This is a genomic window from Streptomyces sp. NPDC007983 (assembly GCF_042958345.1).
Taxonomy (GTDB): domain Bacteria; phylum Actinomycetota; class Actinomycetes; order Streptomycetales; family Streptomycetaceae; genus Streptomyces.
In genome coordinates this window covers 559,718-584,824 of record NZ_JBIBJI010000004.1, presented here as the reverse complement: position 1 = coordinate 584,824, position 25,107 = coordinate 559,718, and the positions used below count along the sequence as shown (strand labels likewise).

General features: G+C 71.8%; 24 protein-coding genes. 14 read left to right on the top strand and 10 right to left on the bottom strand.

All coding sequences use genetic code 11. From position 1 onward, the window contains the following. Positions 1-127 precede the first annotated feature (127 nt). Together ACFZCY_RS16135 and ACFZCY_RS16130 are read right to left on the bottom strand one after the other, a co-directional pair. Positions 128-1,678 carry a DUF1996 domain-containing protein gene (locus ACFZCY_RS16135; RefSeq protein ID WP_391173165.1) on the bottom strand — a complete coding sequence of 517 codons (1,551 nt, stop codon included), beginning with the start codon at positions 1,676-1,678 and terminating at the stop codon, positions 128-130. 20 nt (positions 1,679-1,698) lie between these two features. Continuing rightward, positions 1,699-2,235, bottom strand: a complete 537-nt coding sequence (locus ACFZCY_RS16130; protein ID WP_391173163.1) for a DUF4142 domain-containing protein — start codon at positions 2,233-2,235, stop codon at positions 1,699-1,701. A 950-nt stretch (positions 2,236-3,185) separates the two neighbouring features. Between ACFZCY_RS16130 and ACFZCY_RS16125 the strand changes: the two genes are divergently transcribed. The 8 genes from ACFZCY_RS16125 (at position 3,186) to ACFZCY_RS16090 (ending at position 12,188) form a co-directional block, all read left to right on the top strand. Then, positions 3,186-3,788, top strand: coding sequence for a hypothetical protein (locus tag ACFZCY_RS16125; RefSeq protein ID WP_391173160.1), 603 nt, complete (start codon positions 3,186-3,188; stop codon positions 3,786-3,788). A 121-nt stretch (positions 3,789-3,909) separates the two neighbouring features. Then, the gene (locus tag ACFZCY_RS16120) at positions 3,910-4,995 is read left to right on the top strand and encodes a substrate-binding domain-containing protein (RefSeq protein ID WP_391173158.1); all 1,086 of its coding nucleotides are present in this window, start codon (positions 3,910-3,912) and stop codon (positions 4,993-4,995) included. A gap of 99 nt (positions 4,996-5,094) precedes the next feature. After that, positions 5,095-6,444 (top strand): extracellular solute-binding protein, encoded by a 1,350-nt coding sequence (locus tag ACFZCY_RS16115; RefSeq protein ID WP_391173155.1) that lies wholly within the window; start codon positions 5,095-5,097, stop codon positions 6,442-6,444. 67 nt (positions 6,445-6,511) lie between these two features. Next, complete coding sequence (locus tag ACFZCY_RS16110; protein WP_391173153.1) at positions 6,512-7,474, top strand: ABC transporter permease subunit; 963 nt, start codon at positions 6,512-6,514, stop codon at positions 7,472-7,474. Then, a complete protein-coding gene (locus ACFZCY_RS16105; protein ID WP_391173150.1) occupies positions 7,471-8,358 on the top strand; it encodes an ABC transporter permease subunit in 888 nt (295 codons plus the stop codon). Before ACFZCY_RS16110 ends, ACFZCY_RS16105 begins: the two co-directional genes overlap by 4 nt. A 62-nt stretch (positions 8,359-8,420) precedes the next feature. Next, positions 8,421-9,401, top strand: a complete 981-nt coding sequence (locus tag ACFZCY_RS16100) for an NAD(P)-dependent oxidoreductase (RefSeq protein ID WP_391173678.1) — start codon at positions 8,421-8,423, stop codon at positions 9,399-9,401. 76 nt (positions 9,402-9,477) lie between these two features. Beyond that, positions 9,478-11,433, top strand: coding sequence for a DUF2264 domain-containing protein (locus ACFZCY_RS16095; RefSeq protein WP_391173147.1), 1,956 nt, complete (start codon positions 9,478-9,480; stop codon positions 11,431-11,433). Continuing rightward, positions 11,430-12,188 carry a TIM barrel protein gene (locus ACFZCY_RS16090; protein WP_391173145.1) on the top strand — a complete coding sequence of 253 codons (759 nt, stop codon included), beginning with the start codon at positions 11,430-11,432 and terminating at the stop codon, positions 12,186-12,188. Before ACFZCY_RS16095 ends, ACFZCY_RS16090 begins: the two co-directional genes overlap by 4 nt. A 39-nt stretch (positions 12,189-12,227) precedes the next feature. Here the strand turns inward: ACFZCY_RS16090 and ACFZCY_RS16085 are convergent, their stop codons facing one another. After that, complete coding sequence (locus ACFZCY_RS16085; protein WP_391173142.1) at positions 12,228-12,752, bottom strand: hypothetical protein; 525 nt, start codon at positions 12,750-12,752, stop codon at positions 12,228-12,230. A gap of 357 nt (positions 12,753-13,109) precedes the next feature. Between ACFZCY_RS16085 and ACFZCY_RS16080 the strand changes: the two genes are divergently transcribed. Both ACFZCY_RS16080 and ACFZCY_RS16075 read left to right on the top strand, forming a co-directional pair. Next, on the top strand, positions 13,110-14,594 hold the full coding sequence (locus ACFZCY_RS16080; RefSeq protein WP_391173139.1) for a cytosine permease: 1,485 nt from the start codon (positions 13,110-13,112) through the stop codon (positions 14,592-14,594). 89 nt (positions 14,595-14,683) lie between these two features. Further along, the gene (locus tag ACFZCY_RS16075) at positions 14,684-15,661 is read left to right on the top strand and encodes a pirin family protein (protein ID WP_391173138.1); all 978 of its coding nucleotides are present in this window, start codon (positions 14,684-14,686) and stop codon (positions 15,659-15,661) included. Positions 15,662-15,788: 127 nt separating this feature from the next. Here ACFZCY_RS16075 and ACFZCY_RS16070 read toward each other — a convergent pair whose 3' ends face one another. The 5 genes from ACFZCY_RS16070 to ACFZCY_RS16050 form a co-directional block, all read right to left on the bottom strand. Further along, the gene (locus ACFZCY_RS16070) at positions 15,789-16,547 is read right to left on the bottom strand and encodes a 1-acyl-sn-glycerol-3-phosphate acyltransferase (RefSeq protein WP_391173135.1); all 759 of its coding nucleotides are present in this window, start codon (positions 16,545-16,547) and stop codon (positions 15,789-15,791) included. A 74-nt stretch (positions 16,548-16,621) separates the two neighbouring features. Continuing rightward, positions 16,622-17,380: a GNAT family N-acyltransferase gene (locus ACFZCY_RS16065; RefSeq protein ID WP_391173132.1), complete on the bottom strand. Its 759-nt coding sequence runs from the start codon at positions 17,378-17,380 to the stop codon at positions 16,622-16,624. 141 nt (positions 17,381-17,521) lie between these two features. Then, positions 17,522-18,199 carry a peptide deformylase gene (locus ACFZCY_RS16060; protein WP_391173129.1) on the bottom strand — a complete coding sequence of 226 codons (678 nt, stop codon included), beginning with the start codon at positions 18,197-18,199 and terminating at the stop codon, positions 17,522-17,524. Positions 18,200-18,538: 339 nt separating this feature from the next. Then, positions 18,539-19,048 carry a DUF2267 domain-containing protein gene (locus ACFZCY_RS16055; protein WP_391173126.1) on the bottom strand — a complete coding sequence of 170 codons (510 nt, stop codon included), beginning with the start codon at positions 19,046-19,048 and terminating at the stop codon, positions 18,539-18,541. 65 nt (positions 19,049-19,113) lie between these two features. Further along, entirely contained in the window at positions 19,114-19,620 is a 507-nt protein-coding gene (locus tag ACFZCY_RS16050) for a winged helix-turn-helix transcriptional regulator (RefSeq protein WP_391173123.1), read from the bottom strand. An 85-nt stretch (positions 19,621-19,705) separates the two neighbouring features. On the opposite strand from ACFZCY_RS16050, the gene ACFZCY_RS16045 reads away from it, so the two are divergent. Genes ACFZCY_RS16045 through ACFZCY_RS16035 form a run of 3 tightly spaced genes read left to right on the top strand, consistent with a single transcriptional unit; the run spans position 19,706 to position 22,730 of the window. Beyond that, the gene (locus ACFZCY_RS16045; RefSeq protein WP_391173121.1) at positions 19,706-20,476 is read left to right on the top strand and encodes a methyltransferase domain-containing protein; all 771 of its coding nucleotides are present in this window, start codon (positions 19,706-19,708) and stop codon (positions 20,474-20,476) included. 37 nt (positions 20,477-20,513) lie between these two features. Then, positions 20,514-20,996 carry an NUDIX domain-containing protein gene (locus ACFZCY_RS16040; RefSeq protein ID WP_391173119.1) on the top strand — a complete coding sequence of 161 codons (483 nt, stop codon included), beginning with the start codon at positions 20,514-20,516 and terminating at the stop codon, positions 20,994-20,996. Positions 20,997-21,017: 21 nt separating this feature from the next. Beyond that, the gene (locus ACFZCY_RS16035; RefSeq protein ID WP_391173117.1) at positions 21,018-22,730 is read left to right on the top strand and encodes a GAF domain-containing protein; all 1,713 of its coding nucleotides are present in this window, start codon (positions 21,018-21,020) and stop codon (positions 22,728-22,730) included. On the opposite strand, the gene ACFZCY_RS16030 is transcribed toward ACFZCY_RS16035, so the two are convergent. Both ACFZCY_RS16030 and ACFZCY_RS16025 read right to left on the bottom strand, forming a co-directional pair. Beyond that, positions 22,669-23,523, bottom strand: coding sequence for a hypothetical protein (locus ACFZCY_RS16030; protein WP_391173114.1), 855 nt, complete (start codon positions 23,521-23,523; stop codon positions 22,669-22,671). The two genes, ACFZCY_RS16035 and ACFZCY_RS16030, sit on opposite strands and share 62 nt — an antisense overlap. A 62-nt stretch (positions 23,524-23,585) precedes the next feature. Beyond that, positions 23,586-24,299: a response regulator gene (locus ACFZCY_RS16025; RefSeq protein WP_391173112.1), complete on the bottom strand. Its 714-nt coding sequence runs from the start codon at positions 24,297-24,299 to the stop codon at positions 23,586-23,588. Positions 24,300-24,486: 187 nt separating this feature from the next. On the opposite strand from ACFZCY_RS16025, the gene ACFZCY_RS16020 reads away from it, so the two are divergent. Continuing rightward, the gene (locus ACFZCY_RS16020; RefSeq protein WP_391173109.1) at positions 24,487-25,068 is read left to right on the top strand and encodes a hypothetical protein; all 582 of its coding nucleotides are present in this window, start codon (positions 24,487-24,489) and stop codon (positions 25,066-25,068) included. Positions 25,069-25,107: the final 39 nt, after the last annotated feature.

The window sequence follows — 25,107 nt, the reverse complement described above, 5'->3', positions numbered from 1 at the left end:
GGGGGGGGGGGGGGGGGTGGGCCCCCGGGGGTGGGGGGGGCGGCCGCCCCCCCCCCGGCTGGTGGGGGGCCGGCGGGGGGGCGCGCCCGGCGGGGGGGCCCGCCCCGCGCCTGGTGTTCGCCACCCATCAGGTGCACTGCTGGCCGCTGTTGATGCAGTCCACGGCCTTCTTCATGAGGTCATCCGGCATCACGTTGATGAAGTCGTCGTGATCGGTGATGGGCTTGTGCAACTGCTCGGGGAAGCCGTCCACGGCGAACGGGGTGTTCCCCGGGTTCTCGTAGCTGATGGTGTTCACCAGCTGCGGGATGGCCTTGAAGCCCTGGGGGCAGGAGCCGTCCGCGCCGGCGTTCTTCACATGGTCACGGTGGTTGGCGCTGTCGATGTTCTTGCCGTCCCAGCAACCCTGGAAGTCGAAGGTGCGCAGCAGGTCACTGCCCTGGGGGCAGAGCGGGTACTTGTCCGTCAGCTGACGGTCCTCGAAGCCGCTGCAGCTCCAGGAGGCGTTGGCGTTGGCATCGCCGTTGGTGAAGGCCTTGGCGTCACCGGTGATGATCCGGAGGAACTTCGGCATGGCCTCGACCTTGCTCTGGGCGTTGCCCTTGAACTCGATCTTGGAGGCCTTCGGGGTCAGGATCGTGCCGACGTTGCCTTCCTGGCCACCGCCGAGCTGGTTGGCGTCGGCCTCGTCCTTGCCGTCCTGGAGGCGGACCACCGGCCAGTAGTAGGTCGACTTGTCGCCGTTGGAGCAGGAGGTGCCCGCCTGCTCGAAGGTCTGGTTGTTGGCGAAGGCGTCGTTGGCGTCGTTGCCCACGTAGTCGTGCATGTGGTGGGCGCCGTTGGAGACACCGGGGGCGACGATGACGTTGTCGCTGTTGCGCAGGCCCGCCTCGCCGACGCCGCACTCCGAGGTGAAGGTGCCGGTCGAGCCGTTGGCACCCGCCTGCGGCGCCTTCTGGGCGTTCGGCTGCACCTTGGTGATGTCGACGAAGTCGTTCTGCGCAGGGCCGTTGCCCGCCTGGCCGCCGGCGTTGCCGGGCACGTCGTTGGCGCCCTCGCCGCCCTGCTGCTGGCCGCCCTGGTCGCCGCCCTGCTGCTGGTCGCCACCTTGCTGCTGGCCACCCTGCTGGTCCTGCTGCTGACCATCCTGCTGGCCTTGCTGACCCTGTTGGTCCTGCTGCTGGCCACCTTGCTGGTCCTGCTGCTGGCCGCCCTGCTGACCGGCCTGCGCGACCTGCTGCATCTTGCATTCGCTCATGCCCTGCAGCTGGGCGTTCTGCCCGCCGCCCTGGCCCATCGCCTGGCCCATCTGGCTGAGCGTCTGCTGGCGCTGGTCGTTGAGCTTGCTCAGCACTTCGTCGCCCGAGGCCTGGCCCTTGTTCATCTGCTGGTAGGCGGTGGCCACCTGGTTGTCCAGCTCACCGAGGCCCTTGGCGACCTGGGACTGGGAACCCTTCGGCACATCGCCGCTCAGCTTCTGGCTCACATCGGGGCAGCTGATCGTGCCACCGGCGGATTTCGCTGAAACCGCGCCACCTTGGGCGGAAGCGTTCTTGTCACCGCTTGCGGACGCGTTGGCGGTGATGATCGCGGCCCCGCCGCCGCCGAGTGCCAGGGCGGCGACGATGGCGACCGTTTTGTTCTTGAACCGCCCGCGCTTGTGGGTCTGTTGCCTCATGAGATCACTTCACTTAGTCGTTAGAGGGCGTCGTAGTCGACAAGCCCGGTGTCCTCGAGAGCCGTGATGTGGTCGAGAACGATGGTGTTGGCCCTGGTGGCCAGAGACCTGACCATGGAGTTCTTGCTCTGGGCACGTACCTGCGCCACCAGATTGAACACCTTCCCGTGTGCACTGCGCAGGAATTGAGCGAACAAGCGCTCGAATTCCGCGCTGCTGGGTGCCTGGGTCATCTCGTCCAGCCAGCCCTGCTGCTGGTCGTTGGGCTGTGTGGGCAGGGCGACACCCAGGGCCTGGGCGACTTCGTCCGTACGGCGGTTGAGTTCGGTGTGGCCGTCGATGAGGTGCTGAGCCGCGCTCTTGACGGCCTCCGTGGTGCCGCGCTCCTTGCCCATGCGTCCAGAGGGGAGTTCCCAGAGCCCGGCGAGCTTGACCTTGCGTACGAAGTCCCGATCGGTCGGCGTGAGTGGTCCGTACTGGGTGCTGACCGTCCCCCCGCCGTCGTCCGAGACGCCGTTGGGCAGTACCGCGGCGCTGCTCGAACTGAACAGGCTCACGGGGATGAGGATTGCCGCGAGCGTAACGGCGAGCGCACCAATGATGAGCCCGCTGCCGATCGTACGGCTGGATGCGATGGATCTGCTCAGGATTGCTGATCGCACAGCGCCCTCCTTGCTTCGGAGTGACACCGGACGCTAGTGCCTGGTGTGGCACGGTCGTGGAGACCTCATCACTAGTGAATAAAGCCGGGACAGGGATCTCTGTCCGCTGCTATTCTCCGCGCCCGCGCGTTGGAGTCATGGATTCGCCCTGATTCGTCCCGGAACGCCCACCGGCTCAAAATTTTTTTCCGGTGCGTTGAGCACAGCGGCGCGGCCGTACGTACGGCAGGGAGAACCCCCCGCCATCACCACGACCGGAAGGGCCCAAGCCGTGCGAGCGACCGCGATGAACCCGACGTCGGTGACCAGTGTTTCGCGGACCGTCCCGGGAAACCGTTCCGCGCGGAAACCGCCGGTACCGCCGGCGCCGGTGGCGGCGCCGGTCCCGTCGGGGGCGCCGTTGCGGGTGCTGCCATCGGTCTGGGACCTGATTCCCGCGCCACCCGGGACCGCGCCCCACGAGCCCGCCGAGGAGGGGACGGGCGCCGCGGTGGTCCGGCTGCTCCCGGGGGGCCGGGGTCTCCCGCCGGACGGTGATGTCGCGGCGGGTCCCGCCTTGGGCCGTCCCTCCTCTTCATCTCGTCCGGCCCGCCCCTTCGTGCCTGTCCTCTATATAGGGGAGAGCCGTTATAGGGGACAGGGCCGGAGCGGGCAGCCGCCCGGCGGGCCCGAAGCCGCGTAGGACCGAGGGTCCGCTGACCGGCCGTCATCGTCGGTTTCCTGACGTATGACGCTATGCCGGCGCGCGGTTTCCGATCACCTCTGACCTGCCGGTACGGCCCATCCGCGGCGCAGGTAGCGTGTGCCCGGTCAGCCGGTCGGCAGGGTGCAACAAGAGGTGGGACGTGGCCGCGGTACGAGGGACGTTGTCGAAGCGGATGGCCCAGGCGCGCCAAGAGTTGCCCGGCCACTACGCCCATCTCTTCGACGGGCGGCCCGAAGTGGACATCTGCACCACCGAACTCCGCCCCGAGCAGGCGGTCCAGCTGGCCACCGCGTACGGCTACCGCCACCTGCGCACCCGGGGCTCCAAGTCGGTCCGCTACCGCGTCTTCGTACCCGACCAGGACGCCGGGGCGCGGCGGGAGGCGGTTCCGCCCGGTACGCCCTTCGAGGTGGCCGCCCGGCATCCGGCCTTCCACGGCCGCAGCGCCCGGGCCGCCCGGAACCACGCCGAGATGATCGAGCGGGAGCGCAGCCTCGTCAAGCTGGTCCCGGCCATGGTGCTGGTGCTGTTCGGCGCCATCGGACTGGTGGTGGAGCTGATCCAGACCGGCAAGCCGGTGCTGCTGGTGCCGGTCGTCTTCTTCGTCCTCCTGGAGGCGGCGCTGATGCTGATGCTGCGCGCCGGTCGCCGCAAGCAACGTGTGCTGGAGGTGCAGGCCGAGTGGCTGATGCGCCGCTACCCCCCTGATGGCTTCCCGGACGGCTTCCCGCCCGGTGTGTGACGACGCCCCCGCTGCCGCTGATCGAATGATCGCTACTATGGCGGTGTTCAGCGGATAACGAAAGCCGATCGCGTCGACGCACAGTCCGGCCGCACGCGTCCGGCGAGACGGGCGGTAGGACATGCGGGAGTCGGCGCGGAAGCGGCAGGCGCGGATCGCGGGTTTGGTGGAGTCCCGGGGCCTCGCGCGGATCACCGATCTCGCGGATGAGCTGGGGGTTTCCGTCGTCACCATACGGCGGGACGTCGAGGAGCTGGCCCGCCGCGGTGAGGTGCGCCGCGGTCATGGGGTGGCCCGTTCGCTGCAGCCGATGGCCGAGGAGTCCACCGCCACCGGCGACACCGTCGGCATGGTGATCCCCGAGCGCAACACCTATCTGACCCAGGCCGTGCAGGCGGCCCGGGAGGCCGCCGAGAAGGCGGGGCTGCGGCTCGCGCTGCACATCGCGGCCGACGAGGACGACGCCGAGCGCACCGCGGTGCGCTCGGCGCTGGAGGCCGGGGCGCGCGGGCTGCTGCTCTCGCCGCACTGGCGCACGGCGGCCGAGGCGGCGCGGGATCACTCCTGGCTGCGGGCGCTGGACGTGCCCGTGGTGCTGCTGGAGCGCCGCCCGGAGCGCCGTAGCTCCCTGTACGAGCTGGACTGTGTGCGCTCGGATCACGCGTACGGGGTGCATCTGGCGCTGGGGCATCTGATGTCCCTCGGCCATCGGCGCGTCGTGCTGGCCGCGCGCGACGACAGCCCGACCGCCAGGGTGATCCGGTCGGAGTTCGCCGAGCAGACGGAGGCCCGGGGCATCGCCGAGGGCTGTACGGCCATCCTCAGCTCGCGCACCGCGGGCCCCGACCCGCGCGCCGCCGATCCGCGGGCGGTCGACCTGGCGGAGACGCTGCGCCGGACCCGGGCGACTGCGGCGCTGATCCACGGCGACATGGAAGCGCTGGTGCTGGTCCAGCGGCTGCGGGAGGCCGGTGTCGAGGTGCCGCGGGACTGTTCGGTGGTCGCGTACAACGACGTGGTGGCCGACATGGGCCAGATCGCGCTGACGGCCGTCGCCCCGCCCAAGGCGGAGGTCGGCAGGGCCGCCCTCGGGCTGCTGCTACGGCAGCTCGACCACGCCCGGGAGGGCCGGTGGCCGGGGGCCGCCCGCCACCTGGAGCTGTTGCCCGGTCTGGTGGTCCGGGATTCGACCGCCCCGCTTGTCTGATCGTTTGACCGCTTTGGTTTCTTCTGTTCGATCTATTGACGGTATTTCCGTCAAGCGATCAGGATTCCCCCTGACTCCACCGCGAACAGGGGAGGGTCCATGCCTGGCCACAGACGCCCAGGACGCGCGGCTACCGGACGCCGGGCGACAGCCGTAACAACGGCACTGCTCACACTGCTCGCCCTCCTGCTGACCGGCTGTTCCGGCGGCGGCGGAGCGAACACCGCCAAGGACGGCCCCGTCCGCCTCACCTTCTGGTCCGCGCTGCGCGGCAGCCAGGAGGTGGTGGACGAGTTCAACCGCACCCACACCGACATCAAGGTCGACTACGCCCAGGTCCCCTCGGGGGAACAGGGCGGATGGGCCAAGCTCAGCAACGCCGCACGCGCGGGCAACGCCCCCGACGTGGCCACCATCGAATACCCCCAGCTGCCCGGCTTCACCATCGACGGCGTGCCCCGGGACATCAGCAAGCTGCTGCCCGACTCGGTGCGCCGCAAGATCCTTCCGCAGGCGCTGGACCTCACCACCTTCGACGGGCGCACCTACGCCGTACCGGTGGACATCGAGCCGATGGTCTTCCTGTACCGCAAGGACATCTTCACCAAGAACCACATCCCGGTCCCCAAGACCTGGGCGGAGTTCGAGAGTTCGGCCCGCAAGCTCAAGAAGGCCGAGCCCCGTTCCCGTATCGCCAGCCTCTTCACCACCGGCGGCACCCTCTACATGGCCGCGTACGCCTGGCAGGCCGGCGGCCAGTGGTACGACACCTCCGCCGACACCTGGCGCGTGTCCATGGACGACGCCCCCACCCGCAAGGTCGCCGAGTACTGGCAGGGCCTGAAGGACGACGACCTGGTGCGCGTGGAGCCCGGGTCCAGCCAGCAGTGGCGGGCCCATCTGCGCAGCGGTGAGACGGCCGGTTATCTGGCGGGCGCCTGGGCCGCGGGCTCCATGATGGCGTCCACCCCCGACGGCAAGGGCAAGTGGGCCATCGCCCCGGTGCCGCAGTGGGACGCGGCCAAGCCGAAGGTGAGCACCCAGGGCGGCTCGACGTTCATGGTCACCAAGGACAGCAACCATCCCAAGGAGGCCATGGAGTTCATCTCCTGGATGGTCACCAGCCCCGACGCCCTGCGCGCCAAGCTCTCCAGCGGTGTCAGCAGTGCCTTCCCGTCGGTGCCCGGCCTGGTCCCGGTCGCCCGCAAGGAGATGGACACCAGCTACTTCTCCGGCCAGGACATCTTCGGCCTCTTCGATGAGCAGGCCAAGCTGATCGACCCCTCCTGGAAGTGGGGGCCGCGGATGGTGTCGACGACCACCTCCGGTGACGACGGGCTCGCCAAGGCCGGTGCCGGGAGCGGCAGCGTGCTGGAGGCCCTGCGCGATGCCCAGAGCCGGACGATGCCCGATCTGAAGAGCCTCGGCCTGTCGGTCACCACCCGCTGAACCCCCGTCATCCGCGCTGTGTCCCCCTTGAGCCGGTTTCCCTCTTCACCGTGAGCCGAGGTATCCCGTGAGTACCGTCATCTCCTCGAAACCGACGGCGCCGCCACCGGCGGCCGCCGCCGATCCGCCTTCCAGAACCGGGCGGCGCCAGCAGCGGATCGCCGCCGCCGTGCTGCTGACGCCTTTCACGGCACTGCTCATCGCCGTGTTCCTGGTCCCCGTCGGCTACGCCATCTACCTCAGCTTCTTCGCCGAGGACCACGAAGGGCTCGGCTTCGGTGGCGGGCGTACCGTCTTCACCGGACTGCGCAGCTACCTCGCGGTGCTCCAGGACCCGAGCTTCCTCACCGGGTTCGGCACCATCGCCCTGTACTGCGTCATCTTCGTTCCCCTGGTGGTCCTCGGCGCCCTGGTGATCGCCCTGCTGCTGGACTCGGGCCTGGTCCGGCTGCGGCGGACCGCGCAGATGCTGCTGTACTTGCCGCACGCCGTGCCCGGCATCATCGCGGCCGTCATCTGGCTGTACCTCTACACCCCCGGGCTCAGCCCGATCATCAAGGTGTTCGCCCAGGCCGACATCACCATCGACTTCCTCGGCCTGCACACCGTGCTGCCGTCGATCGTCAACATCGCCCTGTGGAGCGGACTCGGCTACAACATGATCATCTTCTATGCCGCGCTCCAGGCGCTGCCACGCGAGGTGATCGAGGCGGCGACCATCGACGGCGCGGGCGGCATCCGCACCGCGCTCCAGGTCAAGGTGCCCATCATCCGGGGCTCCCTGGTGATGGTGTGCATGTTCTCCCTGATCGGCGCGCTGCAGCTGTTCACCGAGCCCATGCTGATGAACCAGGCCACCCCGATGGTCAACTCCCGCTTCACCCCGAACATGTACATCTATGACGCGGCCTTCCGCCGCAACAACTACGGACTCGCCTCCGCGGCCTCGGTCATCCTCCTCGTCGTCACCTGCGCCCTGTCGTACGCCGTGACGCGCTGGTCGGGCCGCCGGGAACGGAGCGCGCGATGACCACGACCACCCCGACCAGCACGCTGCGCACCCCCAGAGCCGGCGGCCGGTCCCGGCTGACCAGCCGCGGCGTGGCCAACGCCGTCGTCCTGATCGCCGCCCTCTACACCATGCTGCCCGCCCTGTGGCTGCTGCTGGCGTCCACCAAGAACGCCGAAGCCCTCTTCGGCAGCGACATCCTCTCCTTCGGCAACTTCTCCTTCGCGAGCAACCTCTCCGACCTGTTCTCCATGGACGGCGGGCTGTACGGCGAGTGGTACGTCAACAGCCTGCTGTACGCGGTCGTCGGCGCCCTGACCGGCTCCCTGATCAGCGTCGCCGCGGGCTACGCGTTCGACAAGTACGAGTTCCGGCACAAGGAGAAGCTGTTCGCCCTCGTGCTCACGGGCGTCATGGTGCCGCCCACCGTCCTCGCCCTGCCGCTGTACCTGGTGGCCTCCGGCATCGGCATGGTGAACACCTTCTGGGCGGTCTTCATCCCCGTCCTCTTCAACCCCTTCGGCGTCTACCTCGCCCGCCTGCTCAGCAGCGGCTATGTGCCGAACGAGGTGCTGGAGGCGTCCCGCGTCGACGGCGCGGGCGAACTGCAGACTTATGTGCGGGTCAGCCTGCGCATGCTCGGCCCCGGCTTCGTGACCGTCTTCCTGTTCCAGCTCACGGCCATCTGGAACAACTTCTTCCTTCCCATGGTGATGCTGTCCGACCAGCACCTGTATCCGCTCAGCCTCGGCCTCTACACCTGGAACAGCTCCGCCACCGTCTCGCCCGAGTACTACCCGCTGGTCGTCATCGGCTCGCTGCTCGCCGTCGTACCGCTGATCGTGGCGTTCGTGATGCTGCAGCGCTACTGGAAGTCCGGACTGACCGCAGGGAGTGTCAAGTGACCGCCTCGCAGCCGCCGCAACCGCAGCCGCCGTTCGGCCCTCGCCCGCGCGCCGCCCTGGCCATGGCGGCGCGCACCGCCCGCCAGGTGCTGGGCTCCGGCGCGCTGGACCGGCTCACCGCACTCCTCGACCTCGACCCGGACCTCGTCCTCGACGACTTCACCACCCCGGCCGCGCGCCGCGCCCTCGCCGACACCGAACTGCTGGTCACCGGCTGGGGCTGCCCGCCGCTGGACCGCCGTGCCCTGGACGCGGCACCCCGGCTCCGTGCCGTCGTCCACACCGCCGGGACGGTACGCCACCACATCACCGACGCCTGCTGGGAGCGCGGCATCGCGGTCTCCTCGGCGGCCGCGGCCAACGCCGTGCCCGTCGCCGAGTACACCCTGGCCATGATCCTGCTCTCCAACAAGCGCGTCCTGGAGATGGCCCGCGACTACCGCGCCGAACGGCGCGCCGCCGACTGGAGCGCACGCTACCCGGAGGCGGGCAACTACCGCCGGACGGTCGGCATCCTCAGCGCCTCGGAAATCGGTCGCCGGGTGATCGCCCTGCTGGAGCCGTACGACCTCGACGTCCAGCTGTACGACCCGTATGTGACGGCGCGGGACGCCCAGGAACTGGGAGTCAGGCAGGTGGGTCTGCGGGAGCTGTTCGCCACCAGCGACATCGTCAGCGTGCACACCCCGCTGCTGCCCGCCACCCGTGGCCTGGTCGGCCGGGAGCTGCTGGCCGCCATGCCGGACGGCGCCACCCTGATCAACACCGCGCGGGGGGCGGTGCTGGACCAGGCGGCGCTGACGGACGAGGTGGTGGCCGGGCGCATCCACGCGGTCCTCGACGTCACCGTGCCGGAGGTCCTGCCGGCCGAGTCGCCGCTGTACACCTGCGACAACGTACTCCTCACCCCGCACATCGCCGGGTCGAAGAGCGGTGAGCTGCGGCGCCTGGCCGACCTCGCGATCGGCGAGGTCGAAAACTATGTGGCCGGGCGGGACTTCGCGCATCCCGTACGTCACGAACGGCTGGACCGCTCCGCGTAGAACCGCCCCACAGGCACGGCCCCCGCAGGCGCGGCCCCGCAGCACGGCCGCGCCGGACAAGGAGACACACCCCCACATGTTCCGACTCGAACTCCCCGAAGACGACCGCTCCCTCAGCCCGCACACCGGATACACCCGCGCCCACTGGGAAGCCGCCGCCGACGGACTGCTGCGGGCCGCGCTCCGCTTCGCCACCCCCCACCACGCGCTGCTCGACCTGCCGGGGCCGCCGTCCCAGTCCGGTGTGCGCTCCGACGGGCTCGAAGGGTTCGCCCGCACCTTTCTCCTCGCCGCGCTGCGCGGCGCCGGATCGTACGGCAAGGATCCACACGGCTTCCTGGAGCGCTACACCGAGGGAATCGACCACGGCACCCGCACCCCCGGGCGGGACGACGCCGAGTCCTGGCCGCTCATCGGACACCACGGGGTGCAGGGACAGCCCATGGTGGAGTCCGCCTCCGTCGCGCTCGGGCTGCGCCTGACCGCGCCCTGGACCTGGGACGCGCTGACCCCCGGCGCCCGGGACCGCACCGAGGAGTGGCTGCGCGGCGCGCTGCGCCACCAGCCCGCACCCAACAACTGGTATCTCTTCCAGCTCACCGTCGCCGGTTTCCTCGAATCCGTCGGCCGGGGCGACGCCGAAACGGCCCGCGCCATCGACCGCGCACTCGGCCTGCTCGACGGCTGGTACCAGGGGCAGGGCTGGTACTCCGACGGCGACGGACGCGCCTTCGACCACTACAACGGCTGGGCGCTGCACATGTATCCGCTGCTCCACGCCCACCTCGCCCAGGACCGCGCCCTGCTGGACCGTCTCGGCCCCCGCCTGGCGGAGTTCCTCGACGGTTTCGCGCTGCTCTTCGACGCGAACGGCGCCCCCATCCACCACGGCCGCTCGCTCACCTACCGGTTCGCCGCCGGGGCCGCCGTGGCGCTCGGCGCGCTCACCGGCCACACCCCGCTCGCGCCCGGCACCACCCGCCGCCTCCTCAGCGGCGCGCTCCGCCACTTCCTCGACCGCGGCGCGCTCACCGCCGACGGCATCCTCGGCCTCGGCTGGTACGGGCCGCACGTCCCGACCGTGCAGCGCTACTCCGGACCCGCCTCGCCGTACTGGGCGTCGAAGGGCTTCCTCGGCCTGCTGCTCCCGCCCGACCACCCCGTATGGACCGCCCCCGAGGAGGCCGCCCCGGCCGAGGGGCCCGACCGGGTACTCGCGCTGCCCGCCCCCGGGCTGCTCGTCCAGACCACCGCGAGCGACGGCCTGGTGCGGCTGCACAACCACGGCAGCTGCAAGGTGCGCCCCTGGGAGGCGGAGCGGCCACCCGCCGAACCCCTCTACGGGCGGTTCGCCTACTCCACCCGCACCGGCCCCACCAGCGCCGACAACATCCCCGACAACCACCTCGCCCTCCAGGTGCGCGGGGTGCGCAGCGACCGGCTGCGCATCCAGCCGCTCGCCGCGGGACCCGACTGGCTGGCCTCCTCTCACACCCCGCTCTTCCCGCCCGGCGGGCCCGTCCTGCCCGCGGCGCGCCTCGACAGCCTGACCCTGGTGCGCGGCAGGCTGGAACTGCGCGTCCACCGCACCGTGAACATCCCCGCCGGGACGGCGGTCCACCACACCGGCTGGGCCATCGCGCTGCCCCCGGGCACGGCCGCCGAGACCGAGGCGACCGACGGGGCCCCCGAGGTGTCCCTCGCCGGGGCGGAGGTCACCGGCCAGCTCCTCGGCCTGCACGGCTGGGACACCTCCCGTACGGTACGGGCACCCCGGGGTACCGCGTACGGAACCTGGGCCCTGGTGCCCGAGCTGACCGGCACCGTCGGCGAGGACCCGGCCGGCACCCTCTTCGTGGCGCTCGCCTCGCTCACCGGCGACCCCGGACCGGACCCGCTCACCGGGCTCGCCGCCGCCGAGGCCGGCGGCTGTACCGTCACCGTGCGCTGGCCGGACGGCGCCCGTACCGTCGTGGACTTCGGCGACGGGAGCGCGCACACCGTCCCTACCGTGAGGGAGGAGACCGCGTGAGCCGGCTGGGCATCTGCTCGGTCACCCTCCGCCACCTCGACCCGGCCCGGGTGATCACCGCCGTCGCCGGTGCGGGCCTGGAGTGCGTCGAATGGGGCGGTGACGTCCATGTGCCGCCGGGCGACGAGGCCGTCGCCCGGGCGGTGCGCAAGGCCACCCTGGACGCGGGGCTCGCCGTCGCCTCGTACGGTTCGTACTACCGCGCCGGACACACCGACCCGGGGGAGTTCGACGCCGTGCTGCGCTCGGCGGTGGCCCTCGGGGCGCCCCGGGTGCGGATCTGGGCGGGTGCCACGGGCACCGACGCGACGCCGCCCGAACAGCGCCGGGCGGTGGTCGAGGACACCCGGCGCGCCGCGGCGCTCGCGGCGGACGCGGGCGTGGAACTCGCCTACGAGTTCCACCGCAATACCCTCACCGACGGCGCCGCCCACACCCTCCGCCTGCTCGAGGAGGTGGACCGCGCCGGGGTGCGCACCTACTGGCAGCCGCCGGTCGACCTGCCCGACGCGGAGGCGCTGACCGGTCTGGAGACGCTCGGCGGCCGGGTCGCCGCCGTGCACGCCTTCTCCTGGTGGCCCGGTACCACCCGGCTGCCGCTGACCGCGCGCGCCCCGCTGTGGCGCCGCGTGTTCGAGCGGCTGAGCACCCAGGCGGCCGCGCCCCTGGACGTACTGCTGGAGTTCGTCCCCGGGGACGACGAGCGGCTGCTGCCGCGGGAGGCGGCGACGCTCCGGGCGCTCGCCGCCGTATGAGCGGTCCGTGACGACCCCGTCCGGCCGGGTGCGGGCGAATCAGCCCGCGCCCGGCGAGGAGCCGAACGCGCCGCTCTCCTCGATGGTGCCGCCGAACTCGCCCCGCAGCGTCTTCATGTTCTTCTTCGGTGACGACGACAGCGCCCAGCGGTTGCCGACCAGATAGACCCCGCCGTACATCTGCGCGGTCTCCAGCCAGTCGGATTGCGCCTTCATGCTGATGAAGTCGAGGAAGAGGAACTTCCCCTTGGAGTTGTGGCAGATCGCCTGCCGGTAGTCGTCCACCTTGGTGGTGAACTCCGGTTTGCAGCCGACGGACTTCGCCAGTTGTTCCACCCGCGCGGGCTTGGGCGCGGCGCTCGCGCCGCCCGGCCGCGCCGTTTCGCGTTCGCCGCCCGCGTTGGCCCCCGTCTTGCCGCCCGTCTTGCCGCCCGCGTTGGCGTCCGCGGAGCCGCTGCCGCCGCCGCAGCCGGCGGCCAGCAGCACGCTCGCCACCGCCAGCACCGGCGCGATGCGCCGGCCGGGGCGGCGCCGCGTTCTGACCGGGTGGGGTGAAGCTTCCATCAGGCTCCCTCTCGTTCTGGTTCGGCCGGCGCGTGCGACGCACCGGTGCGTACCTCACGCCCAGGGGTACGTACGAGCGGAACTGGTTGTTCAGCGCCGCTCACCGGCCGTGGCCCGGTCTCCCCGACCTGTGTCGAACCCATTGACACCAGATATTCAGCGGGTATGTTCTGGCCATCGAAAAACTTCCACGAAACGGAAAGAAACTTCCGAACCGGTCTGACCCGGCAAAGACCGCGCCGAGGTGATCCTCCCGACTCCGATCGGCAACGTCCCCGAAATTCCGGCACACCACCCTCGGTGGACCGCCAGCGAATCCACCGCTCATCTCCTCCCGCTCGTCCCCCGGAGCGCCCGATGACCTCACCGACGCCAGTACCCGCCCAGCCCGATCCCCGCCTCTACAACGCGGACCTCGCACCCGCGGCGGAGCGCAAATGGGGCACGTACAGCATCTTCGCCCTGTGGATGTCCGACACCCACGCGATCAGCAACTACGCCTTCGCCGCCAGCCTCTTCGTCCTCGGCCTGCCCACCTGGCAGGTCTTCCTCTCCCTGCTGGCCGGCATCACGATCGTCTACTGGTTCATGAACCGCATGGGCCACGCGGGCCACCGCACCGGCGTCCCCTTCCCCGTGCTGGCCCGGGCGAGCTGGGGCGTGTACGGCGCCAACATCCCCGCCCTGATACGGGCGGTCATGGCCGTCGCCTGGTACGGCATCCAGACCTGGCTGGCCTCCGAGGCCGTCGTGCTGCTCGGCATCCAGGTCGCGCCCGGCCTCGCCGCGTACGACCACAATTCCGTGCTCGGCCTCTCCACTCTCGGCTGGATCGCCTTCCTCCTGATGTGGGCGCTGCAGGCGGTGCTGCTCACGCGCGGCATGGAATTCATCCGGAAGGTGCAGGACTTCGCGACCGGCCCGGTCGTCTGGCTGGTCATGCTGGTGCTCGCCCTGTGGCTGGTGGTCAAGGCGGGCGGCGACATCTCGCTCACCGCCAGCCTCACCGGTCTCAGCGGAGGCGAACAGCTGCACCAGAGCCTGATCGCGGTCAGCCTGACCGTGGCCACGTTCCTCACCCTGGTGCTGAACTACGCCGACTTCGCCCGCTTCACCCCGGACCACCGCTCCTACCGGCGCGGCAATCTGCTGGGGCTGCCGGTGAACTTCACCGCCTTCGCCGTCGTCTCGGTGCTGATGACGGCGGGCACCATCTCCGTGTTCGGGGAGGCGATCTCCGACCCGGTCCATGTCATCGCGAAGATCGACAACCCGGTGGTCACGATCGTCGGCGCGATCTCCTTCATGATCGCCACCGTGGGCATCAACGTCGTCGCCAACTTCGTGTCCCCCGCGTACGACTTCGCCAACCTCGCCCCCAAGTACCTGAACTTCAAGCGCGGCGGCATGCTCACGGCGGTCCTCGCGATCGTGGTCATGCCGTGGAAGCTCTACTCCAACCCCGTCGTCATCCAGTACTTCCTGGGCGCGCTCGGTGCCTTCCTCGGCCCGCTGGTCGCGATCCTGCTCGTCGACTACTACTTCGTGCGGCGCGGACACATCGACATCGACGCGCTCTTCTCCGCCGACAAGTCGGGGGAGTACCACTACCGCAAGGGCTTCAACCCGGAGGCGATCATCGCCTTCGTCCCCGCGGCGGCCGTCGCCGCGGTCCTCGCCCTGGGCAAGGCGTTCGCGGACGTCGCCCCGTTCTCCTGGGTCTTCGGTCTGACCGTGGCCGGGGCGATCTACTACCTGCGCACCGCGAAAGTCCGCAAGGGGCGCGGTGAGCCGATGGAGGACGGGCCCATCCTGTCCCACTCCGTGAAGAGCCCGGCCTGACATCGCGGCGGTGTTCGGCGGGTGTGCGGGAATGCGGCGAGATGGTTTAGTGTTCAACCAGACATCGCATCCGCAGGGAGGAGAGAGCCATGCCCGCCGTCACCGTCGAAAGCACCGTGCAGCTGCCCCGCGTCCCCGCCCCCGATCCGCAGAGCGCCCCGCCGCGCCCGGTCCGCTCGGTGACTACCGCCCCGCGGGGTTTCGAGGGGGAGGGCTTCCCGGTCCACCGGGCCTTCGCCGGGGCCTCGCTGCGCGATCTCGATCCCTTCATCCACATGGATCAGATGGGCGAAGTGGAGTACGCGCCGGGCGAGCCCAAGGGCACCCCATGGCATCCGCACCGCGGCTTCGAGACCGTCACCTACATCATCGACGGCGAGATGGAGCACCAGGACTCCAATGGCGGCGGAGGGCTGATCGCCGACGGCGCCACCCAGTGGATGACCGCCGGTGGCGGCATCCTGCACATCGAGACGCCTCCGGAGCATCTGGTGGTCTCCGGCGGCCTCTTCCACGGCATCCAGCTGTGGGTGAACCTGCCCCGCGCCAACAAGTGGAACCCGCCGCGGTACCAGTCCATCGAGGGCGCGCAGACCGCGCTGCTCTCCTCGCCGGACGGCGGGGCGCTGGTCCGCGTCATCGCCGGTGACGTGGCCGGACACCGGGGGCCGGGCGGCACCTTCACCCCGATCACCATGATCCACGCCACCCTCGGCCCGGGCGCCCGGCTCGACCTGCCCTGGCGCTCCGACTTCAACGCGCTCGTCTACTCCTTGTCCGGGCGCGGCACGGTGGGCGCCGAACAGCGCCCGCTGGACGCGCACGAGCTGGCCGTCTTCGGCCAGGGCGGCTCCCTGAGCCTCGCCGCCACCGAGCGCCCGGACAGCCGCACCCCCAACCTCGACGTCCTGATCCTCGGCGGGCGGCCGATCCGCGAACCCGTCGCGCACTACGGCCCGTTCGTGATGAACACCAAGGCCGAGATCGCCCAAGCGGTCGAGGACTTCCAGAGCGGCCGCCTCGGCGTGATCCCCGCCGGGCGGATCCCGCACACGGAGGGGAACTAGCGAGTCGGACGTACGGTGTCCGGGGAACGCCGGACACCGTACGTCATCTGTCATCTGTTATCCGCTATCCGCCAGCCGGCATCTGTTGCGTGTCAGCTGCCACCTGCCACCTGCCATCGGTCATCCGTCAGTCGTGAACCGACAGCCGCGCACCGCACACGGTCGCCTGTGCCCGGGCGGCCAGGGTGCGGCGGTCGTCGGTCCCGCGCGCGGGCAGCAGCGGCCGGTGCGTACGCACCCGCACCGTGAGGCCGGTGGCGCTGGCCACCCGGCGCAGCGAGGTGCCGAAGTCGTCCTCGCCGACGAAGGCGGCCACCGTGGTCGGTGCGCCGTGCTGGACGTAGTCCAGCGACACCGGCCGCACCGGGGCACCCGCGTCGAGTGCCGCCTGGAAGGTGGCCCGCCGGAAGCTGCCGCCCGTCCCGGAGCACCAGGTGACGCCCTGCGGGAAGACCATCACCGACTGTCCGGAACGCAGCCGCTCCGCCATCTCCCGTACGCTGCCGGGCAGTTGGCGCAGCGAGCCGCGGTCGATGAACATGGTGCCCGCCCGCTTCGCCAGCGGACCGACCACCGGCCAGGCGCCCACCTCCCGCTTGGCCAGCATGACCACCGGCTCGACGGCGAGCAGCGCGATGATGTCGAGCCAGGAGATGTGGTTCGCCACCACCAGGGTGCCGGTGCCGCCCGGTGCGCTGAGCGTGCGGTCGCCCGCCACCTCCAGCCGGATGTCCAGCGCGTCCAGCATCGCCGCGGCGTGCGAGCGCAGCGTCTCCGGGTCGGCGATGCGCTCGCCCCGCATCAGCGCGCTCATGATCGCCCGGCTGAACGCTGCGTACCGGCGGGCGATCCGGGCGGCGGGCAGCCGGGCCGCGGCGTGTGACACACAGCTGGGGGAGCAGGGCGACCAGGCCGCCCACGCGTGCGCCGGAAGGTTCGCGTTGACGCTCACCGGCACGGTCACCGGGACTCGCCGAGGAAGTAGCGGCGGTAGCGGTCGTTCATCCGCTCGGTGTCCAGCAGGACGAAGAAGTCGGCGTCGTTGAAGCTCCGGTCGTGCTGCGGGGAGCCGCACATCCAGGCGCCGACCCGCAGATAGCCGCGGAGCAGCGGCGGCAGTTCGGCGTAGCTGGGCCGGGCGTCCAGCGTCTGCGTCGGAACCCAAGGGTCGAGCGGGTGGACCCGCAGCTCGGGCGGGGCGGCGTGCTTGGTGGTGCCCAGCAGCCAGGCGTTCGACGCGGCCTGCTCGCCGTCGCCGAGCGGGACCGAAGCGCAGCCCGCGAGGTAGCGGTGGCCGGACAGCAGGACGTAGCGGGCGAGGCCGGCCCACATCAGGTTGATCACGGCGCCGGAGCGGTGATCGGGGTGCACACAGGCCCGGCCCGCCTCGACCATCGAGGAGCGCACGTCCTCGGGGAGCCCCCGCAGATCGAATTCGGTGTCCGAATACAGTCGCTCGCTGCGGCCCGGGGGCAGCAGCCGGTAGGTGCCGACCACGGTGTCCGTCGCGGTGTCCGTGACGATCAGGTGGTCCATGACCTCGTCGAACTCGTCCACGTCACGGCCTGGGAAGGGCGAGTTCAGCACCCCTCCGCGTTCTTCGCCGAACACCTGGTAACGCAGTCGCTGCGCGGCGTTGATCTGCTCCTCGGTATGGGCGATGGAGGTGACGTACGAGCTCGTGGAGGCCGCAGCCGGGGACGTCGTGAGCACGGACATTCCTGTTCTCCGTTCAGGGGGACCGTCAGGAGCGGTGAGGACACCACTCTTGCTCCGGCTCCGAACGGCACAGTGTCCGCGTGGTGATTCGACGACTGCCAGCCGATGACGAAAACATGCCACAGACCGAACGGCGAAGTGTTATGGGGCGTCGTGGCGGCCCTGGCGCCCCTGAGGTCCGTATTCTCCCGGGAGCGGGAAGCCGAGCGCCTGTGCCGCGGCCGCCGGGGTGGGCTGTGACCAGTGGTCGGCGACGGCCTGCGCGGACGAGAGGGATCGGGTTTCGGCCAGATCCAGATAGAGCACACCGTCCAGATGGTCCGTCTCATGCTGGACGATGCGGGCGGGCCAACCCGTGAACTCCTCGTCCAGCTCGCGCCCCGTCTCGTCCTGCCCGCGCAGCCGGATCCGCTCGGGCCGGCTGACCACGGCCTGCCAGCCCGGGACGCTCAGGCACCCCTCGAAGAATGCCGCCCGGGCGTCGCCGAGCGGTTCGTACGACGGATTCACCAGCACCCGGTACGGCTGCGGCACCCGGCCGCGCGCCTCGCGCACCTCGGCCGCCACCTCGGCCGGGTCCTCGATCACCGCGAGCCGCAGCGGAACGCCGATCTGCGGGGCGGCCAGCCCCACCCCTGGCGCGTTGTGCATCGTCTCGCGCATCGCCCGCAGCAGCCGTTCCAGCCGGCCGCCGGACAGCTGGCCGTCGTAGGGGAGTGCCGGTTGCCGCAGCACGGCGGCCCCGGCGGAGACGATGGGGAGCGGGCGGCAGCCATCGAGCAGTTCATCGACCAGCTCGGGCAGGGGCGTGGTGGGCATGGGGACAGCCTGGCAAGGAGGCCGGGCGGGGGCAATCCGTCGGCGGGCGGCGGTCCGGGGAATGGGGCGCCTTGGCCCGATGCTCACGATCGGACAAACGGTGAACCCGGTACGGATGCGCTCCGTACCCGTCCACGAGCCGCCGGGGAATCCCACGCCTCCGCGGCTCATCCGGGTCCTCCCGAGACTCGGTTGGCTGCCGCTCCGCGGTGTCTGTCCCCGTTTGTGCACGGTGGAGCGGCAGCCCCCGGCCGGCTCCCGGCCGGAGGTGGACCGCCTGCGGCCGCGGAGGCCCTGACGCCCCGCGGCCGCCGGTGCGTTGCCCCGTTGCCCCCGCGCTCAGCCGCCCGCGCCGCCGCCCTCCGCGCTCCCGGCTCCCGCGCCTCCCGTGTCTCCGGCTCCCGCGTCCCCGGCGTGGACGGCCCGGGCTTCGGGCAGCAGCTCCCGGATGTCGTTCGGCAGCACGCCGTACACCTTCTCCATCAGCTCCGGGTCCAGGGCCGAGTCCAGCACCTCGAAGAAGGCGCTCGCCTCCCGGATCGCCTCGTCCTCGGAGGTCTCGGTGCGCCAGGCGATCCGGCCCGCGAAGCCGGTGAGGCCGAACCGCGCGTCGTGGTCACGGTGGTGCGCTCGCTGCTCCGGCGAGCCCTCGTGGGGCGCGGTGACCCGGCGTATCGGCTCCGCGGCCTCCACGGGCAGCTGCGCCGCCAGATGGTCGACCAGCCCGCCCGGGATCCGCTCGGCGAGCGTTTCGAGCGTCGCGCGCACGGTCCGCTCGGCGGTCTGCCGGTCCGGAAGCCGCGCCCGGGCCTGGATCTGGCCTGTCAGTTCTTCGTAGCGCGTGATCAAGCGCTCCTCGGGGATCGGGTGCCCGGCGTCCCTCGCCGGGTGCCCAGGGCCGCCCCGGCGAATCGTCACTCCGGTGCGCGGGAGGCGAGCAGCGGGCCCAGGACCCGGGTGCCGGGGCCGGTGTGCCCGCCGGGGCCCGGGAGCTGGGTGGTGTTGTCCACGGTCAGCGGATCGCCGCAGTGCGCGCACACGGTGACGGGGGTGGTGTCCCGGCCGCAGGTGAGATGGCGGATGCGGGCCGGTGCCCCGTCCGTACCGGCACACCAGCGGTCGCCCCAGCGCATCAGCGCCAGCAGCACCGGGTACAGCTCCTCGCCCTTCTCGGTCGCGCGGTAGTGCTCACGCGGCGGCCGCTCCTGGTAGCGCTCCTTGCGCAGGACGCCCTCCTCGACCAGCCGGGCCAGCCGGGCCGCCAGTACCTTGCGCGAGATGCCGAGGTCATGGGCGAGGTCGTCGAAGCGGCTGACCCCGGTCAGCACGTCCCGCATGATCAGCGCGGTCCACGCGTCGCCGAACAGATCGGTGGCGCGGGCGATCGAGCAGGCCACGTCGGCGAGCGGAGTGCGGGTCATGCCCCGACCCTACCGGAGTTCCCTCGGGGAACCCGAGATGTTAGGTTCCCCCAGGGAACTCACCCCGCCTCCGAGGGAGAAGACGATGGCCGCCGCTGTGCGCATCGAGCTGGACGTGGACTCGCCCGACGCGGTCGACGGCCGCCAGATCAGGGCCGTCGCCTTCCAGGACTGCCGGCTGGCGTACCTCCGCGGCACCCTCGCGGCCGTCGGCCACACCCCCTCCGGCCGCCGGGCCCTGGTCGTGGGCAGCGGCCGCGGGCTGCTGGCGCGCGGCCTGGCCCGGCTCGGCTACGACGTCACCGCCCTCGACCCGTCCGCCGCCGCCACCCGCATCGCCCACGCGACGCACCCGCACGACCACCCCGCCGTCGCCTACCGGACCGCGCCCGCCGAGAAACTTGGCCTCGCGGACGCCGCGTTCGACCTCGCCTACTACGCGGACACCTTCGAGATCACCCCCGATCTGGACCGGGTGCTGGCCGAGGCCGCAAGGGTGCTGCGCCCCGGTGGCGTCCTCGTCTACGACACCGTCAACCGCACCCCGCTGTCCCGGCTCGTCTACCTCGGCGCCTTCCAGCGCCTCGGGCTCACCCGGATCATGCCCGCCGGCCGCTACACGGCGGCCCGGCTGCGCACCCCCGCCGAACTGACCGCCGCCCTCGACCGGCACGGCCTGCGCAACGAGGACATCCGCGACTTCCGGCCCCGGGACCCGCGCGGACTCCTCAAGGCCACCGTCGCCCGCCGCCGCGGCCGGATCACCGACGAGCAGATCCCGGCCATGGCCGGTTTCGTACTGGCCCCCGGCGCCCGGCCGCGGGTCACCTACCTCGGATACGCGCTCAAGGGCTGAACGCGGCAGCCCGCGCGTTCCGGCGCACACTGGCACTGTGACGGGAAAGCGCAGCGCCGGGATCCTGCTCCACCGCGGGACGGGACCGGCCACCGAGGTTCTGCTGGGCCATATGGGCGGGCCGTTCTGGGCCGCCAGGGACGAGCGCGCGTGGTCCGTGCCCAAGGGCGAGTACGCGGGGGACGAGCTTCCCGAGGCCGCCGCGCGGCGCGAGTTCCAGGAGGAGCTGGGGCTGCCGCCGCCCGCGGGCGACCTCCGTCCCCTGGGCACCGTACGGCAGACCGGCGGCAAGCTGGTCACGGTCTGGGCCCTGGCGGGCGACCTCGACCCGGAGCGGATCACGCCCGGCACGTTCACCATGGAATGGCCGCGCGGCTCGGGCCGCACGCGGGAGTTCCCCGAGATCGACCGGGTCGCCTGGCTGGATCTCGACCGGGCCCGGATGAAGATCGTCACCAAGCAGCAGATCTTCCTCGACCGGCTCGGCGAACTGCTGGACGGGGCGGCCGGGACGGCCTGACGGGAAAACACGGTGGTGGGCATGGAGAACGCGAGGAGTTCCGAGTACCTGCCCCGGCTGCGCCTGGACGAGCTGCTGGAGGAGCTGCAGCTGCGCATCGACGCGGTGCGCGGCACCCAGGACCGGCTGCACAACCTGCTGGAAGCGGTCCTCTCGGTCGGCCGCGAGCTGGATCTGCGCCACGTGCTGCGGCGGATCGTCGAGGCCGCGGTGGTGCTGGTGGACGCCGAGTACGGGGCCCTGGGCGTGATCGGCGACGGGCAGCGGCTGGCCGAGTTCCTGCCCGTGGGCGTCAGCCAGGAGCAGAGCGAGGCGATCGGTTCGCTGCCGGCCGGCCACGGCATCCTCGGCGAGCTGATCCGCCACCCCGAGCCGCTGCGGCTGGCCGAACTGTCCGAGCACCCCGCCTCCTACGGCTTTCCGCCCGGCCATCCGCCGATGCACTCCTTCCTGGGCGTGCCCATCCGGGTGCGGGACGAGGTGTTCGGGAACCTCTACCTCACCCAGAAGCGCGGCGGGAAGGAGTTCGACGGCGAGGACGAGACGGTGCTGTCCACCCTCGCCGTGGCCGCCGGGGTCGCCATCGAGAACGCCCGGCTGTACGAGGAGGCCCGGCACCGCCAGCACTGGCTGGAGGCGAACGCCGAGGTCACCAACAACCTGCTGTCCGGTGTGGACGAGACCGGAGTGCTGGAGCTGATCGTCGACCACGCCCGCCGGATCCTCTCCGCCGATCTGGGCGTCCTGATGCTGCCCGTCCCCGGTTCCGACTCCCTCCAGGTCGCGCTGGCGTCGGGCACCGACGCCGAGGCGCACCGGGGTCTGGTGCTGTCCCGCGAGGGCACCTTCGCGGGCGCCGCCTTCACCGCGTCCGAGCCGGTCACCAGCACCGATGTCGCGCACGACCCCCGGATCACGGTCGGTCCGCAGCGCTGGGACGGCCTCGGCCCGGCCGTCGCGGTCCCGATGCGCACCAGCGACGGGGTCGGCGGCGTCCTCTCCCTCGCCCGTACCGAACGCAGCCCCGCCTTCACCCAGATCGAGACGGACACCCTGCTCGGCTTCGCGGGCCAGGCGGCCATCGCCATGAAGCTGGCCGAGCGGCGGCGCGACGCCGAACAGCTCGCCCTGCTGGAGGATCGCGACCGGATCGCCCGCGACCTGCACGACCTGGCGATTCAGCGGCTGTTCGCGGCTGGGATGACGCTCCAGAGCACCTTGCGCTTCGTCCAGCACCCGGAGGGTTCCGAACGGCTGCTGCGGGTGGTGGACGACCTCGACGACACCATCAAGATCATCCGTTCCACGATCTTCGGGCTGCGCTCCCACGAGTCGGGCCCCGCGGTGCAGGGGCTGCGCGTCCGTACCGCCAAGACCATCGAGGAGGCCGTGCCCGCGCTCGGCTTCACCCCCGCGCTGCGCACCGAGGGGCTGGTCGACACCGATGTGCCGCGGCCGGTCGCGGACGACATGGTCGCGGTGCTCGCCGAGGCGCTGTCCAATGTGGCCCGGCACGCCCGGGCGCACGCCGCCGAGGTCTCGCTGATCGTGCGTGGCGGACGGCTGACCCTGACCGTCACGGACGACGGCATCGGCCTGCCGGACGGCGGCCGCCGCAGCGGGCTGCGCAACCTCGCGGAGCGCGCCGAGAAGCTGGGCGGCGCACTGGACCTCACCACGCCGCCGGACGGTGGCACCCGGCTGGTGTGGGCCGTCCCCCTTCCGGATCGCTGACGCCCGGCCCCAGCCGGATCAGCATCTGGACATGGCCGGGCGCGCGCCGCCCGTCGCTCAGCGCCCAGCGCAGATCGGGCCACTCCAGCGCCTGGTGCAGCAGCGTCGCCCGGACGCCGTGCGCCGTCGCCAGCAGCAGGACGTGTTCCAGCGCCTGACCGGCCAGCAGCCAGTCGGCGCGCCGGTCGTGGGGGGTGGTGAGCACGGCGATCGTCGGCCGGCTCTCCAGGACCGCGGTCGGCGGGCGGCCGTTCACCGGGGTGTCGCGGCGCTCGGCCTCCGCGGTCAGCCGCAGCAGCCGCGCGGTCTCCTCCGGGCCCGCCGGATACAGCGCCGCCCCGTCCCCGCGCGCCGCCTCGGCGAACACGCCCAGCTCCCGGGGCGGCAGCCGGTGCCCCGGGAACGGGTACCGGCTGCCGGGCCGCCGCCAGATCATGTCGTACAGGCCATCGTGGTGCGCGGCGGCGGCGCCGCGCGGTGACACGGTCAGCCGCACGGTGGCCAGCAGGTCCGGCTGGGAGCGGTGCGGCAGCAGCCGCACCACCGGCTCCCAGCCGAAGTGGGCCACGGCCACGCGCAGATTGCACACCGCGGCCCCGGCGGAGACGTACAGTGCCCGGCCCATGGGGTCGGCCTGCCGCAGCCCGCGCTCCGGGGCGGCCCGGAGCTCCAGGGTGACGGTCTCCGGGTTCAGCCGGTACCGCCACGGCTGGGCGTGGAGCATCGACGGAGCGGCGACGGCCGCGGAGATCAGCTTCTCCAGCGTCGCCGCGTCCAGTGCTGCGGGCTCCATGTCTTCTCCTCGCCGGGCAATGCCGGTCACATGATCACGGTCGGTCGCGTCGGGGGACACGGTCAGCGGGGCGGGGCAGGACGGGCGTCGGGGGCCCGCTCCGGAGGCGGATGGCTGGCCAGGACGGCGGCCTGGATACGGCGTTCGACGCCCAGCTTGGCCAGCAGCCGTGAGATGTGGTTCTTGACCGTCTTCTCGGACAGGAAGAGCCGCTTGCCGATCTGCCGGTTGGTCAGCCCCTCGCCGATCAGCGCCAGGATCTCCCGCTCCCGCGGCGACAGCCCGACCAGCGCCTCGTCCCGGGGCTCCTGCGGGGTGGCGTCGCCGCGCAGGGTGCTCATCAGCCGGGCGGTGGTGGCCGGGTCCAGCATCGACTGCCCGGACGCGACGGTCCGTACGGCGGACACCAGGTCGGAACCCTTGATCTGCTTGAGCACATAGCCCGCGGCCCCGGCCATGATCGCGTCCAGCAGCGCATCGTCGTCGTCGAACGACGTCAGCATCAGACAGGCCAGCGCGGGCATGCGGGAGCGCAGTTCACGGCAGACGGTGATGCCGTCCCCGTCCGGCAGCCGGACGTCCAGGATCGCCACGTCGGGCCGCAGCGCCGGGCCCCGGGCCAGCGCGTGGTCCACCGTTCCCGCGTCGCCGACCACCTCGATGTCCGGTTCGGCGTCCAGCAGATCGTGCAGTCCGCGCCGTACCACCTCATGGTCGTCGAGCAGGAACACCCTGATGGGCGCCGGTGGTGTCACCCCGGCCCAGGTCTCGGTCATGGCGCCCTCGCACCGCTCGTCCGCCGGTCCGTCCCCCTGGTCTCCGATAGACGAGCGTGGCGCATCCGCCGGCACCGCACCAGGGCCGAACGGGCCCCCGCGCGGCCGCGACGGGACCGAAAGACCCCCGGCGGAGAGGGCTGCACGGCCCTCGTATCCCCTCCGCGCGCGTGGGACGGTCTGAATCATGGGCACGAACGTGCGGGGGCGGTGGTTGTGGCGATGGCGGCGCAATCCCCTCAAACGCCGCTCGGACGTGGTGGAAGCCTGGGTGGTCCTGGTGACCGGCCTGGTGATGGTGGTCGGCGGCCCGGCGGCGGGCGTCGTCACCGGCGACGCGGTGGCGGCCGGTCTGCAGCAGGAACGCGCGGAGCGGCACCGGGCGCCCGCGCGGCTGGTCGAGAACGCGCCCGCCGCGCTGCCCGCCGCCGACGGTACGGACACCGCGCGGGTACGTGCCCTGGTGCGGTGGACCGCGCCCGACGGCACCGTGCACACCGGCACGGCGCGGGTCGACGAGGGCAGGCGCGCCGGTACGGCCACCACCGTCTGGACCGACGACCGCGGCCGTCTCGTCCCCGATCCGCCCTCCGAGCGGCAGGCGGCGACCCGGGCCACGCTGGCCGGCGCGTCGGCGTCGGCGGGGGTGTGCCTGGTGTCGCTGGCGGGCCGCGGGGTGGCGCGGTGGCGGCTGGACCGTGGCCGGGCGCGTGAGTGGGAGCGGGCCTGGGCCGAGGTCGGCCCCCGCTGGACACGCCGCCACACCTAGGGGTGTCTCGCCGATCATGCCGGGCTCCCGACGCCGCTG

Coding starts and splice junctions, on each gene's coding strand:
- ACFZCY_RS16135 (WP_391173165.1), bottom strand. CDS start 1,678: ATGAGGCAACAGACCCACAAGCGCGGGCGGTTCAAGAACAAAACGGTC.
- ACFZCY_RS16120 (WP_391173158.1), top strand. CDS start 3,910: ATGCGGGAGTCGGCGCGGAAGCGGCAGGCGCGGATCGCGGGTTTGGTG.
- ACFZCY_RS16115 (WP_391173155.1), top strand. CDS start 5,095: ATGCCTGGCCACAGACGCCCAGGACGCGCGGCTACCGGACGCCGGGCG.
- ACFZCY_RS16105 (WP_391173150.1), top strand. CDS start 7,471: ATGACCACGACCACCCCGACCAGCACGCTGCGCACCCCCAGAGCCGGC.
- ACFZCY_RS16100 (WP_391173678.1), top strand. CDS start 8,421: ATGGCGGCGCGCACCGCCCGCCAGGTGCTGGGCTCCGGCGCGCTGGAC.
- ACFZCY_RS16095 (WP_391173147.1), top strand. CDS start 9,478: ATGTTCCGACTCGAACTCCCCGAAGACGACCGCTCCCTCAGCCCGCAC.
- ACFZCY_RS16085 (WP_391173142.1), bottom strand. CDS start 12,752: ATGGAAGCTTCACCCCACCCGGTCAGAACGCGGCGCCGCCCCGGCCGG.
- ACFZCY_RS16080 (WP_391173139.1), top strand. CDS start 13,110: ATGACCTCACCGACGCCAGTACCCGCCCAGCCCGATCCCCGCCTCTAC.
- ACFZCY_RS16075 (WP_391173138.1), top strand. CDS start 14,684: ATGCCCGCCGTCACCGTCGAAAGCACCGTGCAGCTGCCCCGCGTCCCC.
- ACFZCY_RS16065 (WP_391173132.1), bottom strand. CDS start 17,380: ATGTCCGTGCTCACGACGTCCCCGGCTGCGGCCTCCACGAGCTCGTAC.
- ACFZCY_RS16060 (WP_391173129.1), bottom strand. CDS start 18,199: ATGCCCACCACGCCCCTGCCCGAGCTGGTCGATGAACTGCTCGATGGC.
- ACFZCY_RS16050 (WP_391173123.1), bottom strand. CDS start 19,620: ATGACCCGCACTCCGCTCGCCGACGTGGCCTGCTCGATCGCCCGCGCC.
- ACFZCY_RS16045 (WP_391173121.1), top strand. CDS start 19,706: ATGGCCGCCGCTGTGCGCATCGAGCTGGACGTGGACTCGCCCGACGCG.
- ACFZCY_RS16035 (WP_391173117.1), top strand. CDS start 21,018: ATGGAGAACGCGAGGAGTTCCGAGTACCTGCCCCGGCTGCGCCTGGAC.
- ACFZCY_RS16030 (WP_391173114.1), bottom strand. CDS start 23,523: ATGGAGCCCGCAGCACTGGACGCGGCGACGCTGGAGAAGCTGATCTCC.
- ACFZCY_RS16025 (WP_391173112.1), bottom strand. CDS start 24,299: ATGACCGAGACCTGGGCCGGGGTGACACCACCGGCGCCCATCAGGGTG.
- ACFZCY_RS16020 (WP_391173109.1), top strand. CDS start 24,487: ATGGGCACGAACGTGCGGGGGCGGTGGTTGTGGCGATGGCGGCGCAAT.